Annotated in this window: 15 protein-coding genes; 11 read left to right on the top strand and 4 right to left on the bottom strand. The window is 64.7% G+C overall.

The window, feature by feature from the left end:
• The first annotated feature begins 49 nt into the window (after positions 1-49).
• Positions 50-2,764: a PAS domain S-box protein gene (locus FA90_RS08935; protein WP_051971614.1), complete on the top strand. Its 2,715-nt coding sequence runs from the start codon at positions 50-52 to the stop codon at positions 2,762-2,764.
• Positions 2,765-2,857: 93 nt separating this feature from the next.
• Here the strand turns inward: FA90_RS08935 and FA90_RS08930 are convergent, their stop codons facing one another.
• Together FA90_RS08930 and FA90_RS08925 are read right to left on the bottom strand one after the other, a co-directional pair.
• Positions 2,858-3,814: a serine hydrolase gene (locus FA90_RS08930; protein WP_051971613.1), complete on the bottom strand. Its 957-nt coding sequence runs from the start codon at positions 3,812-3,814 to the stop codon at positions 2,858-2,860.
• 312 nt (positions 3,815-4,126) lie between these two features.
• Positions 4,127-5,146 (bottom strand): sulfate ABC transporter substrate-binding protein, encoded by a 1,020-nt coding sequence (locus FA90_RS08925; protein WP_036168090.1) that lies wholly within the window; start codon positions 5,144-5,146, stop codon positions 4,127-4,129.
• 265 nt (positions 5,147-5,411) lie between these two features.
• Here FA90_RS08925 and FA90_RS08920 point away from each other — a divergent pair, with 265 nt between their 5' ends.
• From FA90_RS08920 to FA90_RS08890, 7 genes are all read left to right on the top strand, one after another.
• A complete protein-coding gene (locus FA90_RS08920; RefSeq protein WP_036168087.1) occupies positions 5,412-5,939 on the top strand; it encodes a GNAT family N-acetyltransferase in 528 nt (175 codons plus the stop codon).
• 106 nt (positions 5,940-6,045) lie between these two features.
• Positions 6,046-6,705: a DUF882 domain-containing protein gene (locus tag FA90_RS08915; protein ID WP_036168084.1), complete on the top strand. Its 660-nt coding sequence runs from the start codon at positions 6,046-6,048 to the stop codon at positions 6,703-6,705.
• A gap of 112 nt (positions 6,706-6,817) precedes the next feature.
• Complete coding sequence (locus tag FA90_RS08910; protein ID WP_307171049.1) at positions 6,818-7,093, top strand: DUF378 domain-containing protein; 276 nt, start codon at positions 6,818-6,820, stop codon at positions 7,091-7,093.
• A 7-nt stretch (positions 7,094-7,100) separates the two neighbouring features.
• Positions 7,101-7,580, top strand: coding sequence for a metallophosphoesterase family protein (locus tag FA90_RS08905; RefSeq protein WP_036168079.1), 480 nt, complete (start codon positions 7,101-7,103; stop codon positions 7,578-7,580).
• A 63-nt stretch (positions 7,581-7,643) separates the two neighbouring features.
• A complete protein-coding gene (locus FA90_RS08900) occupies positions 7,644-8,051 on the top strand; it encodes a hypothetical protein (protein WP_036168077.1) in 408 nt (135 codons plus the stop codon).
• Between the two features lie 69 nt (positions 8,052-8,120).
• The gene (locus FA90_RS08895; RefSeq protein ID WP_051971612.1) at positions 8,121-8,951 is read left to right on the top strand and encodes a cystine ABC transporter substrate-binding protein; all 831 of its coding nucleotides are present in this window, start codon (positions 8,121-8,123) and stop codon (positions 8,949-8,951) included.
• A 42-nt stretch (positions 8,952-8,993) separates the two neighbouring features.
• Complete coding sequence (locus FA90_RS08890; RefSeq protein ID WP_051971611.1) at positions 8,994-9,302, top strand: hypothetical protein; 309 nt, start codon at positions 8,994-8,996, stop codon at positions 9,300-9,302.
• Positions 9,303-9,359: 57 nt separating this feature from the next.
• Here FA90_RS08890 and FA90_RS26285 read toward each other — a convergent pair whose 3' ends face one another.
• Entirely contained in the window at positions 9,360-9,500 is a 141-nt protein-coding gene (locus FA90_RS26285; protein WP_156116639.1) for a hypothetical protein, read from the bottom strand.
• Positions 9,501-9,734: 234 nt separating this feature from the next.
• On the opposite strand from FA90_RS26285, the gene FA90_RS08885 reads away from it, so the two are divergent.
• Entirely contained in the window at positions 9,735-9,971 is a 237-nt protein-coding gene (locus FA90_RS08885; protein WP_051971610.1) for a ParD-like family protein, read from the top strand.
• The gene (gene map, locus FA90_RS08880; protein WP_036168074.1) at positions 9,968-10,732 is read left to right on the top strand and encodes a type I methionyl aminopeptidase; all 765 of its coding nucleotides are present in this window, start codon (positions 9,968-9,970) and stop codon (positions 10,730-10,732) included. Before FA90_RS08885 ends, map begins: the two co-directional genes overlap by 4 nt.
• A 62-nt stretch (positions 10,733-10,794) precedes the next feature.
• Here map and FA90_RS08875 read toward each other — a convergent pair whose 3' ends face one another.
• Positions 10,795-12,471 carry an electron transfer flavoprotein-ubiquinone oxidoreductase gene (locus tag FA90_RS08875; RefSeq protein WP_036168071.1) on the bottom strand — a complete coding sequence of 559 codons (1,677 nt, stop codon included), beginning with the start codon at positions 12,469-12,471 and terminating at the stop codon, positions 10,795-10,797.
• A gap of 186 nt (positions 12,472-12,657) precedes the next feature.
• On the opposite strand from FA90_RS08875, the gene FA90_RS08870 reads away from it, so the two are divergent.
• Complete coding sequence (locus FA90_RS08870) at positions 12,658-13,434, top strand: SDR family oxidoreductase (RefSeq protein WP_036168070.1); 777 nt, start codon at positions 12,658-12,660, stop codon at positions 13,432-13,434.
• Positions 13,435-13,439 lie beyond the last annotated feature (5 nt).

Genomic DNA, 13,439 nt, shown 5'->3' with positions numbered 1-13,439 from the left:
GACTTCCTGCGATTCTGTTTATATATTGGCGCGCGCAGCGCACTCGCTCATGATGGACATCGATGAACTCCTGTCCGCGGAAAACGCGGCAATGCTTGGCAGGCAGCTGTTCGAGAACAGCCCCGACTGCATGAAACTGCTCGACGCGCACGGCTGCATCGTCGCAATCAATCCCAGCGGGCGCTTCAGCATGGAGATCGAGGATCCGGACGCCTTGCAAGGCCAGGCCTGGCGCGCGCTGTTTCCGAACGAGTATGGTCCCGCCGTCGATGCGGCGCTCGATGCGGCCCGGCGCGGCGAGACCGTGCGCTTCAGCGCCATGTGCCCGACGCTCGGCGGCGTGCCGAAGTGGTGGCGTATCGTGCTCAGCGGGCTACGCGGGCCGGACGGCGCGCTCGAGCGCCTGGTCGCCGTATCGCACGACGTCACCGAGGCCCATCACGCGCGCCGCAAGATCGAGCGCAGCGAAGCGCGTTTCCGCTCGCTGGTCACGGCCGCCAGCGCGATGGTCTGGCACTGCTCGGCGGCGGGCGAGTTCGAAACCGAACAGCCCGGATGGGAAGCCTTCACCGGCCAGCGGTTCGAGGCGTATCGCGGCTTTGGCTGGCTCGATGCGGTCCATCCCGACGACCGCGCCGCCACCGTCACGGGCTGGCGCCAGGTGCTGGCCAGCTGCCAGACCGTACAGCACGAGCACCGGCTGCGCCGCGCCGACGGGCGATACCGTCACATGTGCGTGCGCGCGGTGCCGATCTTCGAGGACGACGGCAGTGTCGCCGAGTGGGTCGGCGTGCATATCGACATTACCGAGCGCGTGCTCGCGCGCATCGAGCTGCACGAGAGCCGCGAGCGCTTCCAGAAGATCGTCAGCCAGGCCGCCACCGGCGTGGTCGAGATGGACATCGACGGCCGCGTCACGCTGGTCAACAAGCGTTTCTGCCAGATGCTGGGCTACGACGAGGCCGAGCTGGTCGGCAACAGCATCCTGGACGTGACCGCGCCCGATTCGGTCGAGAAGACCCTGGCGACGGTGCGCAGGACGATCGCCCTTGGCGAAGGCCAGGTCATCGACAAGCATTACCGGCGCCGCGATGGCACGCTGATGTCCGCCACCTCGAGCGTCAACGCGCTGCGCAATGCCGCCGGCGAGTGCCATGGCCTGGTCGCGATCGTGCTCGACACCACCGCCAGCAAGCGCGACGCCGAGGCGCTGCGCGCCAGCGAGGAACGCTACCGCACGCTGTTCGATTCGATGGACCAGGCGTTCTGCCTGATCGAGCTGGAGTTCGATGCGGAAGGCCGGGCGTGCGATTGGGTGTACCTGCAGACCAACTCGGCGTTTGCCGAGCATACCGGCTTGCCGGATGCGGTAGGCCGGCGCCGCTCGGACATGCTGCCGGACGGCGACCGCTCGTGGCTCGAAGTCATGGGCGCTGTGGTGCGCGACGGGGGCGACCACCGCGTCGAGCACGTGTCGCAGGCGCTGGGACGCTGGTACGACATGTACCTGACGCGGGTCGGCGGTCCCGGCAGCCGCAAGGTGGCGGCGCTGTTTCGCGACATTACCGAGCGCCGCACCGCCGAGGACAAGCTGCGCAGCTTCGCCGACGACCTGGCCCAGGCCGACCGCCGCAAGACCGACTTCTTGGCGACGCTGGCGCACGAGCTGCGCAATCCCCTGGCGCCGATCCGCAGCGGCCTGGGCGTGATGCGCCTGAACCGCGACGAGTCGCCGGCCATGGCGCGCGTGCGTGAGATGATGGAGCGCCAGGTGACGCACATGGTGCACCTGATCGACGACCTGCTCGACGTCGCGCGCATCAGCGGCGGCAAGCTGAACCTGCGCAAGACCCGGGTGGCGCTGTCGGACGTGCTGCGCAACGCGGTCGAGACCAGCCTGCCGCTGATCGAGGCCGGACGTCACGCGCTGGACATCGACGTGCCGTCCGAGGAATTGTTCGTCGATGCCGACCCGACCCGCATCGCCCAGGTCGTGGCCAACCTGCTCAACAACGCCGCCAAGTACACGCCGGCCGGCGGGCGCATCGCGCTGTCGCTGCGGCGCGTCGACAGCCTGGCGCTGATCGAGGTCCTCGACACCGGCATCGGCATCCCGGCCGCCGCGCTGGGCGGCCTGTTCGACATGTTCAGCCAGGTCGGCAGCGAGATCGACCGCTCGCAGGGCGGCCTGGGCATCGGGCTGTCGCTGGTGCGCCAGCTGGTACAGATGCACGGCGGCAGCGTGGCGGCGGCCAGCGCCGGCGCGAGGCAGGGCAGCCGCTTCACGGTGCGGCTGCCGCTGGCCGGCGCGAGCGCACCCGGCGCGCCGCTGTCAGGTTCAGCGGGCACTCCGGCTGTCGTCCCGGCGCCGGCGCCCGGTGGCCTGTGCATCCTGGTCGTCGACGACAACGTCGACGCCGCGGTCACGCTGGCCATGATCCTCGAGATGGATGGCCACGGGGCGCGCGTGGCGCACAGCGGCGGCGAAGCGCTCGGCCTGGTGCGCGAGCTGCAGCCGGACGTGGTGTTCCTCGACATCGGCATGCCCGGCATGGACGGTTACCAGACCGCCGAGGCGATCCGCAAACTGCCCGCCGTGCGCCAGCCCTGCCTGGTGGCGCTGACCGGCTGGGGCGCCGAGCACGACCGGATGCGTTCTGCCGGCGCCGGCTTCGACCACCACCTGACCAAGCCGGCCGATCTGGGCGCGCTGCAGGACCTGCTCGCGCGCGTCGCGGGCGCGCAGGCGCACGCGCGCGCCTGAAGCGCAGCAGCTCGCCCCGTTCCGCGGGCATGAAAAAAGGCCGGACGGGGAAACCCGTGCCGGCCTTTTGACTATCCGCTTGAAGCGATCGGATCAGTGATGGCGGTGATGGCGCGTCAGCACCACGTGGCGCGCATGGGTGCGCACGTGGCCGTTCGAGGCGTGGGCGCGCTCGCCGACGGATGCGCGGATGCGCGGGGCCGCCGCGGCCGAGGCACGCACGCGCGGGGCGACCGCGGCGCTGGTCGACATCGGGGTCGCGTCGCCCAGCACGTGGCGGCGGATGTTGAGCGCATCCAGCACGCGCACCGACGAGGCGCCGGCGTTGAGCAGCACCATGGTCGCGTTCTTGCCGGCCGCTTTCACGCGCATGATCAGGCAGCGCCCGGCTTCCTGGGTGTAGCCGGTCTTGGACAGGCCGATCTCCCAGCCCTTGGCGCCGACCAGGCGGTTGGTATTGTGGTACTCGACTTCGTGGCCCTTGATGTTGATCAAGTCCTTGCGCGAGGTCGTGATGCGCGTGATTTCCGGATACTGCGACGCGGCGGTTGCCATCTTGACCAGGTCGGCGGCGGTCGAACGGTTCTGCGGGTTCAGGCCGGTCGGCTCCTCGATCACGGTCTGGTTCATGCCCAGCGCCACGATCTTGCGCTTGACCGCGCCCTTGAAGGCTTCGATGCCGCCCGGGTAGGTGCGCGCCAGCGCGGCGGCGGCGCGGTTGTCCGAGGACATCAGGGCCAGCTGCAGCACGTCGCGGCGCGGAATGTTGGCGCCCACCGGCACGCGCGAGCTGCTGTGCTTGAGCATGTCGACGTCCTGCTTTTCGATTTCGATCGGCTCGTTCATGTCCTGGTGCGCGTCCAGCACGACCATCGCCGTCATCAGCTTGGTCAGGGAAGCGATCGGCATCAATTGAGCGGAGTTCTTTTCGAACAAGACCTTGCCGGTCTGGTCTTCGACGACCAGCACCGATTGCGAACCAAAAGGAACAGCCAGGGCGGCCGCGCTGGAAACAGTCATCAGCACGGCTGCAAGAAATTTCTTGATCATGGGTTTTATATGGGTACGGTTAATGGTCGGGCGCCGAATGGCGGCGGAGCATCAAAACGTGGGGGACGATCGCGTCAGGCGATATGGCCACTTTTCCATTGGCCGCGCATCCTGATTGACATATATCAATGTCTTTCGAGAAAAATCGAAACCAACGGCAAGATTCTACAAGAAAAAAAGGCCACGCGTTGACGCAAGGCCTTATTTATGAACGGAAATTTAGAAAAACTTAAGGTGAAATCTCAAAAAAGTCACTCAACTTCAATACTGCTGAGTATTCACCTGTATGCCTATACAGCATTTATGCGCCGCTTATTTTGATTGGTAAATCTTGTCGAATTCGCCGCCATCGTCGAAATGGCGTTTCTGGGCGGCACGCCATCCGCCGAAGACGTCGTCGACACTGAACAGCTGAATCGGCTTGTAATTGCTGGAAAATTGTTTCATGACTTGCTCATTACGCACGCGCAAAAAGTGTTTCGCACCGATCGTCTGGCCGACTGGCGAATACAGGAAGTTCAGGTAAGCCGTGGCTTGCTTACGCACGCCCTTGCGGTCGACCACCTTGTCGACCACCGCCACCGGGTTCTCGGCCAGTACCGAGATCTTCGGATAGACGACTTCGAAGTTGTCGCCGAATTCGGCGCGCACCAGGTTGACCTCGTTCTCGAAGGTCACCAGGCAATCGCCGATCTGGCGCGTGGTGAAGGTGGTGGTGGCGGCGCGCCCGCCGGTGTCGAGCACCGGCACGTTCTTGAAGATGCGGGCGACCAGGTTGCGCGCCTGTGCTTCGTTGCCGCCGGTCTTGATGACCGAACCCCAGGCGGCCAGGTAGGTATAGCGGCCGTTGCCGGCGGTTTTGGGGTTCGGGATCACGACTTGCACGCCCGGTTTGGCGAGGTCGGCCCAGTCGTGGATGGCTTTCGGGTTGCCCTTGCGTACGAGAAACACCATGGTCGAGTAATACGGTGCCGCATTGCTCGGGAACTTTTTAGCCCAGTCCTTGGCGACCAGGCCGCGGTCGGCCAGCATGTCGATGTCGTTGGCCTGGTTCATCGTCACGACCGAGGCGTCCAGGCCGTCGGCGACGGCGCGCGCCTGCTTGCTGGAGCCGCCGTGCGATTGCTTGATGACGACGTCTTCGCCGGTGGTCTTCTTCCAGTCGGCGATGAAGGCTGGATTGATGTCTTTGTACAACTCGCGCGCGACGTCGTAGGAAACGTTGAGCAGTTCGGCCGGAGCGGCAAACGCGGGCAGCACGGGTAACACCGCGCCGCCGAGCGCCAGCGCCAACAGGCCGCGGCGCACGAAGGAGGGCAGGGAATTGTTCATGTTTTTGTTCCTGTAAATAGTTGAGTGGCCAAGCAGCCGGGCGAAATCCATGGCATCATCAGTGAACCGATGCCAGAATAAAAGTACATTTTAATCATATGTTTAGATGCTTCCCGGGCTTCCGGCAAGCGTCGCGCCAGCGCTCCGAACATGGCGTCTAGGCGATTGCGCCAAGGAACCGATGTTTGCGTCACCACATGAAGCAGAACTGTTCGCTTTGGGTTATAGTCCGGCCTGCTGCATCACCGTCATATAGTTGAAATACATGGGATTTGAAATTCGCCAGGCAACACCGGACGACGCGCCAGCGGCTTGCTCCCTGCTGCGCCGTTCGATCGAACACGGGTGCGCGGCCGACCACGCCGAGCGTCCGGAAATCCTGCAAACCTGGCTCGGCAACAAGACGCCGCAGAACGTGGCGAGCTGGTTCGGTTCGCCCACCAATCACGCGGTCGTCGCGCAAGCCCAGGTCCATGGCGTGATCGAGCTGATCGGCCTGGCGCTGGTCAACCAGGCCGGCCGCCTGGCCTTGTGCTACGTCGACCCGGCCTGGCTGCGCCATGGCGTGGGCAGCGCGCTGCTGGACGCGATCGAAACCCAGGCGCGCGCCTGGAACATCAGCAAGCTGCACATGCACAGTCCAGCCTCGGCCAGCCCGTTCTTCGAGCGTCTCGGCTACGTCAACTCGGGCAAGGACCGCGCCTGTTTCGGCCTGGAATGCGATTTCCTGTGGAAACCCGTCGACGCCACCGCACCGCCGGCGCGCAGGCGCTTCTGCAACTGCAGTCAATAAGGCGATTACAGTGCGTTTGTTGCGTGAAACATTACGTAACATGAACGCTTCTTTTGTGCGGGCCATCCTTGCGATATAGTATGCCGCTTGCAACGATGAGTTCGATATGGCTTCCCGCAGAGATTTCTTACACCACGGTTTGCGCCTGACGGCGCTCGGCCTGGTCGCGGTGCCGCTGGCCGATGCCGCGGCGCACGCCGACGCCCACATTTCCACCCAGGACAACGACGGCGCCAACCTGAAGCCGCCGCCCGACCTGTTCGACGCCCAGGTGGTCGACATGGACTTCTGGGTCAAACCGCGCACCCTTAACCTGATCCGTCCGCAAAGCGGCGAGCGCACCAGCGTCCTGTACTGGAAAGACGGCGACGTGATCGATTCCGCTTACCAGGAACTGTGTCACATTTTGCGCGACGTCAATGGCAAGGCGTCGATCCCGATCGATCCGAAGCTGCTCGAGACGCTGTGGGCCTCGCAGGCCTTCGTCGCGCGCTACGGCCTCGACCATCCGCTCGAGATCCTGTCCGGCTATCGCACCCCGGCCTCGAACCAGCACCTGCGCGAGCAGGGCGTGCCGGCGGCGCGCCAGTCGCTGCACATGTCGGGCAAGGCGGCCGACGTGCGCATCGCCGGCCTGACCGAGGACGTGCTCGGCGGCCTGGTGCAGAGCTTCCGCAAGGGCGGCGTCGGTTTCTATTACCGCTCCGGTCCGAAAGGCGGCTGGATCCACACCGACACCGGCCTGAACCGGACCTGGAAAGGCTGAACGCGTTCCCGAACGGATAGGCGGCGCACCTCTCCAAGGGAATTTGCTATCTTAAATCCGACCGCATGCGCCGGATCGTAGCAACCTTTCCAAGGAGGACATGATGGCAACCATGAACCCACCCAGCATGGAACGCAGGCACCTGCCCGAACGGCGGGCCGCCGTGCGAGAGGGGCAATCGGCGATGTCGGCGGTCGACTACATCGCCATGGCTTTGCTGATCATCGGCGGGTTGAACTGGGCGATGGTCGGCCTGTTCGACGTCGACGTCGTCGCCAGCGTGTTCGGCCCGGGCAGCCCGGTCAGCCGCATCATTTACGTGCTGGTCGGCCTGTCGGCGCTGTATTCGATCTACACCGCGGCCAAGATGGGCCGCAATCACCATTAAGGCCGGGATGGCGGCGCCGCTGCGCATCGGCTTGATATCCGACACGCATGGGCTGCTGCGTCCGGAAGCGCTCGACTTCCTGCAAGGGGTCGACCATATCGTCCATGGCGGCGACATCGGCGGCCCCGACATCCTCGAACGGCTGGGTGCGATCGCCCCGGTGAGCGTCGTGCGCGGCAACAACGACACCGCGGTCTGGGCGCAGTCGATTCCCGAAACCGTCCGCCTGGAGATCGGCGGCATCGCGCTGTTCGCGATCCACGACCTCAAGGCGCTGCGCCCGCACCTCGGGCCCGATCCGGCTGCGCTCGGCGTGCGCGTGGTGGTGTCGGGCCACTCGCACAAACCGGCTTGCAGCGAACGCGGCGGCGTGTTGTACGTCAACCCGGGCAGCGCGGGCCGGCGCCGCTTCAGCTTGCCGATCGCCGTCGGCGAGCTGCTGATCGAGGCGGGCCAGGTACGTGCGCGCCTGGTGACGCTGGCATGAGTGCTGGCCTCGACATAGGAAATGTCTTAGCATACGCGCCAGAATCCATTCCATTTGCATGCCATGACGCTAGATAACAAAGAAGAACGCCCGCGCTTCCGCCCGGTTCCCTGGACCCCGCTGGAAACCCCGCAAGACGTGGAGCTCTGGATCGCCGAGCACAACGCCACGATGCAGGAAATGATCAAGCCGCAGGAAACCGGCGTCGGCGTGCGCTTCACGCTGGTGGCCGGCGGCGACGTCTACCTGCAGACCACCGACGATGCCGTGATCCTCGAGGTCGAGCCGGATGCCGCCTGGATCGCCCCGCTGGTCATGGCCGCGACCGGCGCCGAGCAGCCGGAGGGCAATTACTGGATACTGCCCGACAACAAGCTGGTGCAATTGATGCTGGGCCTGTCGACGCTGATCGATTCGAGCCTGATCGTCACCGGTCATCACTTTGGCAAATACGGTCGGCGTATTTTTTAATAGCAATGTTCTTTGCGCCGGCCGGCGTTTGGGTTATAAATCAGACTCTGCCGTTTGATTTGGAACGCCATGAATCCTGCGCGAATTCGCCGTCCGACACCTGGTCCGAACTCCAATCGCCGTAGCATCTGTGCCTGGCTCGTGGTCGCCGCCTGCACGCTGGGCACGCTGCCGGTCCAGGCGGCGGACCTGCTCGATGCCGCCAGGGCGCGTGGCACGCTGCGCATCGCCCTCGAAGGCACTTACCCTCCGTTCAATTTCCGCGATGCCCGTACGGGCGAGCTGGACGGGTACGACGTCGACGTCGCCAGACTGATCGCCGCCAGGCTCGGCCTGAAGCCCGCTTTCGTCATCACCGAATGGTCGGCGATCCTGGCCGGCCTGGGCGCGGGCAAGTACGACGTCATCGTCAGCCAGGTCGGCATCACGCCCAAGCGCCAGCAAGCCTTCGATTTTTCCCACCCCTACACTTATTCAGCGCCGCAACTGATCGTGCGCCGCAACGAGACCGCCGAGTACACGAGCTTGAACGACCTCAAGGGCAAGAAGGTCGGCGTGGGGCAGGGCAGCGTGTTCGAGCAGCAGGTGCGTGCGGTGCCCGGCATCGACGTGCGCAGCTACCCGGCGGCGCCGGAAAACCTGCAGGACCTGGCGTTCGGGCGCATCGATGCGGCCTTGAACGACAGCCTGATGGTCGCCTATCTGCTGAAGAATTCGCAGTTGCCGATCCGCGCGGGCGCGCGCGTGGGCGCTGTGGCGCGCACGGGCATCGCCTTCCAGAAAGGCAATCCGAAATTCCACGCCGCGCTCGACGGGGCGCTCGACGGCGCACGCGCCGACGGCAGCCTGAAGCAGATTTCGATGAAGTGGTTCGGCGTCGACGCCAGCCGGGCGCCCTGAGCCGGCATTGAGCTGGAGCCACTGCGGGCGCAACTGGTCGATTTGCTGGTCCTGTTCCAGGACGCCGCGTCGAAGCTGCTGCGCGGCGCCGGCCCCACGGTGCTGTTTGCCGTTCCCTCGATGGCCAAGGACACCTCGTTGGTCTCGCAGATCACCGTGACCGAGCTGATGCTGGTGACCAAGGAACTGATCTCGACCACCTTCCGGCCGCTGCCCTTGTATCTGGACGCCGCCGCCATCTACTGGGGGCTGAGCCTGTTGTTCGAAGGCGCTCAGCGGCGCCTCGAGCGCCGTTTCGAGCGCGCATCGACAACAGTGGGCCCAGAAAACAAAAGGGCCAGCCTGAGCTGACCCTTCGATTGGTGCGCGGCTGATGCTAAGCCGCCGCGCTGTGCGACTGGCGCCCGATTACAGCGGACGATGACCGTTCATGTAAGCGCGGCCGGTGAATTCGAGCGAGGTGCGCAGGCCGCTCAGGAAAGCGCGCAGGGCGCGGCGGAAAGCGCTGTCGGTGGTGACGGTGGTGTTGGCGATGGTTGCGGTGTTCATGGTCTTTATCCTCAAATGTGTTTTCGTTCGTCGATGAAGACACTTTACGCCGCCAAGAGATATAGATCAAATTTTGATTTCCAATCACCGTCATAAAATTTACCGATATCTTGTCGAGCCGATCAACGTTTTGGAACGGGATCAGATATTTTGCGAACGCATATCTGCCTCGTCTTGCCTTGGCTTCCGGCTTGGGTATATACTACATGTACGAATCGTATATGGAGCATATCAATGGGTATTGTCAACATCGATGACGAACTGCACGACCAGATCCGCAAGGCGAGCGGCGTGTCCTGCCGTTCGATCAATGCGCAGGCCGCCTTCTGGATCAAGATCGGCATGCTGTGCGAACTCAATCCGACCCGCGGCTTCAGCGAAATCCTCGCGGAAGAACTGCGCGCCGCCGGGGTCGCCGCCCCGGGCTCCGGCCCAAACCTGGCGGCAGGCCTGAAGGCGGTGGGCGCATGACCAAGCGTCCGGAGGAGATCGCCCTGATGGCCACGGCCGGCAAACTGCTGGCCGACGTCTTCGCCCGGCTCGACGGTCTGGCGTTAGTCGGCATGTCGACCATGCAGGTCAACGACCTGGTCGACCGCTTCATCGTCGAAACGCTGGGCGCGCGCCCGGCCAGCAAGGGCCAGTACGGCTATGCATACGCGCTGAACGCCTCGCGCAACCAGGTGGTCTGCCACGGCGTGCCGTCGCCCGCCGACGTCCTGGAAAGCGGCGACATCGTCAACTTCGACATCACGCTGGAAAAGAACGGCTACATCGCCGACTCCAGCAAGACCTATATGGTGGGCGACGTCGCCCCGGCCGCCAGGCGGCTGGTGCAGGTGACTTACGAGGCGATGTGGAAGGGCATCCGCGCGGTGCGTCCGGGGGCCCGGCTGGGCGACGTCGGCCACGCGATCGAGCGCCACGCACGCCGCCACGGCTACTCGGTGGTGCGCGAGTATTGCGGCCACGGCATCGGGCGCGAGATGCACGAACCGCCCCAGGTGCTGCACTGGGGCCGCCCGCAAACCGGCCTGACGCTGCGCGAGGGGATGGTGTTTACGATCGAGCCAATGCTCAACCAGGGCCGCGAAGCGGTATGCACCGAGGATGACGGCTGGACCGTGGTGACGCGCGACGGCCAGCTGTCGGCGCAGTTCGAGCACACGGTGGCCGTGACCCGGCACGGCGTGCGCGTGCTGACCTTGCGCGCAGACGAGAGGATGCAATGACAACGGCGCCGGCAAGCACGCCGATCCGCGCGCGCGCATGATGCGCGCGCGCGGAGGAGGCATCACATGTTTGGATAGTTCGGACCGCCACCGCCCTCCGGCGTGACCCAGACGATGTTCTGGGTCGGATCCTTGATGTCGCAGGTCTTGCAGTGCACGCAGTTCTGGGCGTTGATCTGCAGGCGGTCGTTACCCTCGTCGGTCTTGACGTATTCGTACACCCCGGCCGGGCAGTAGCGCTGCTCGGGACCGGCAAACTTGGGCAGGTTGATCTCGACCGGCACGGCAGGGTTCTTGAGCAGCAGGTGCACCGGCTGGTCTTCGGCGTGGTTGGTGTTCGAGATGAATACCGACGACAGGCGGTCGAACGTCAGCTTGCCGTCCGGTTTCGGATACACGATCGGCTTGTAGTCGGCGGCCGGGCGCAGGCATTCGTGGTCGGCGTGCTGGTGGTGCAGGGTCCACGGTGCGCGGCCCTTGAACACGATCTGGTCGATGCCGGTCATGACCGTGCCCAGTTTCAGGCCCTTGCCCATCCACGGCTTGAAGTTGCGCGCCACATACAACTCTTCGCGCAGCCAGGATTGCTCGAACGCGGCCGGATAGCTGGACAGCTCGTCGTACTGGCGGCCTTCCTGCAACGCGGCAAACGCCGCGTCGGCGGCCAGCATGCCGGTTTTGACCGCACCGTGGCTGCCCTTGATGCGCGACACGTTGAGGAAGCCGGCGTCGCAGCCGATCAGCGCGCCGCCCGGGAACACGGTCTTGGGCAGCGATTGCAGGCCGCCCGCGGTGATCGCGCGCGCGCCGTAGGAAATGCGCTTGCCGCCCTCGAAAAAGCCGCGGATCGCCGGGTGGGTCTTGTAGCGCTGGAATTCCTCGTACGGCGACAGGTAGGGGTTCTGGTAAGCCAGTCCGACCACGAAGCCGACCGCGACCTGGTTGTTCTCCAGATGGTAAAGGAAGGAGCCGCCGTAGGTGTCCGCGTCGAGCGGCCAGCCGGCGGTGTGGATCACCAGGCCCGGCTGGTGCTTGGCCGGGTTGATTTCCCACAATTCCTTGATGCCGATGCCGTAGGTTTGCGGATCCTTGCCCTTGTCCAGCGCGTAGTTGGCGATCAGTTGCTTGCCCAGGTGGCCGCGCGAACCCTCAGCGAACAGCGTGTACTTGGCGTGCAGCTCCATGCCGAGCTGGAAGTTCTCGGTCGGCTGGCCGTGGCGGTTCACGCCCATGTTGCCGGTGGCGACGCCCTTGACCGAACCATCCTCGTTGTACAGCACCTCGGCGGCCGGGAAGCCCGGGAAGATCTCGACGCCCAGCGCCTCGGCCTGCTGGCCCAGCCAGCGCACCACATTGCCAAGCGAGACCACGAAATTGCCGGTGTTGTTCAGGGCGCTCGGCACCATCGCGTGCGGCGTGGCGTACGACTTGGTCTCGGTCAGGAACAGCACGCGGTCCTCGCTGACCGGCGTGTTCAGCGGTGCACCGAGTTCCTTCCAGTTCGGGAACAGTTCGTTCAGCGCGCGCGGGTCCATCACCGCGCCGGACAGGATATGCGCGCCCAGCTCGCCGCCTTTTTCCAGGACGCAGACCGACACTTCCTTGCCTTGCTCACCCGCGAGCTGCTTGAGTCGGATCGCCGCCGACAGGCCGGCCGGGCCGCCGCCGACGATCACCACGTCGTATTCCATTGCCTCGCGCGGGCCGTATTCTTCGAGGAGGTTATTGGTCTCGGTCATGTTTTATGATGGTAAAAAAATTTAAGCACGAGTGTGCACTTTTTTGCGACGCTTGGCAATGTCATGCGCCATTGTAGGGCAACAATTAGACCCCACGATCTAAACTCGTGAATTAGCTGAAATGTGTAATCATTATGTCGTCGCAACAGAATAGTATCCGGTCCACAAACGGCTTGGGAGCGCAAGGTGGGTATTGAAGTCAATTTCGAAGGCAAGATCGCAATGGTCACGGGTGCGTCCAGCGGCTTGGGCGCACGGTTCGCCAAGGCGCTCGCGGGTGCGGGCGCGCAAGTGGTGCTGGCCTCGCGCCGGATCGAGCGTCTCAAGGAGCTGCGCGCGGAGATCGAGGCCGACGGCGGCGCGGCCCACGTGGTCGAGCTCGACGTGACCGACCTCTCCAGCATCAAGGCCGCGATCGCCCACGCCGAGACCGAAGCCGGCCCGATCGACATCCTGGTCAACAATTCCGGCGTGTCGACCACCCAGCGCCTGCTCGACGTGGGCGAGGACGACTATGCCTACGTGATGGACACGAACCTGCGCGGCGCCTTCTTCATGGCCCAGCAGACCGCCAGGCGCATGATCCAGCGCGCCAAGGGTGACCCGAAAAAGCAGCACCGCATCGTCAACATCGCTTCCGTTGCCGGCCTGCGCGTGCTGCCGCAGATCGGCGTCTACTGCATGAGCAAGGCCGGCGTGGTGCAGATGACCAAGGCGATGGCGGTCGAGTGGGGCCGCTACGGCATCAACGTCAACGCGATCTGTCCCGGCTACATCGCCACCGAGATGAACGAGGATTATTTCGAGACCGAGCAGGGCCGCAAGCTGATCGAGATGCTGCCGCGCCGCCGCACCGGCAAGCCGGAAGACCTGGACGGGCTGCTGTTGCTGCTGGCGGCCGAGGAAGCGCACTTCATCAACGGCGCCATCATCACCGCCGACGACGGCATGACCGCGCAATGAGCGGC

This window comes from Massilia sp. 9096 (genome assembly GCF_000745265.1).
Lineage (GTDB): Bacteria > Pseudomonadota > Gammaproteobacteria > Burkholderiales > Burkholderiaceae_D > Telluria.
Note: the sequence above shows the minus strand (reverse complement) of the source record. Positions and strands in the feature narration are given on the sequence as shown.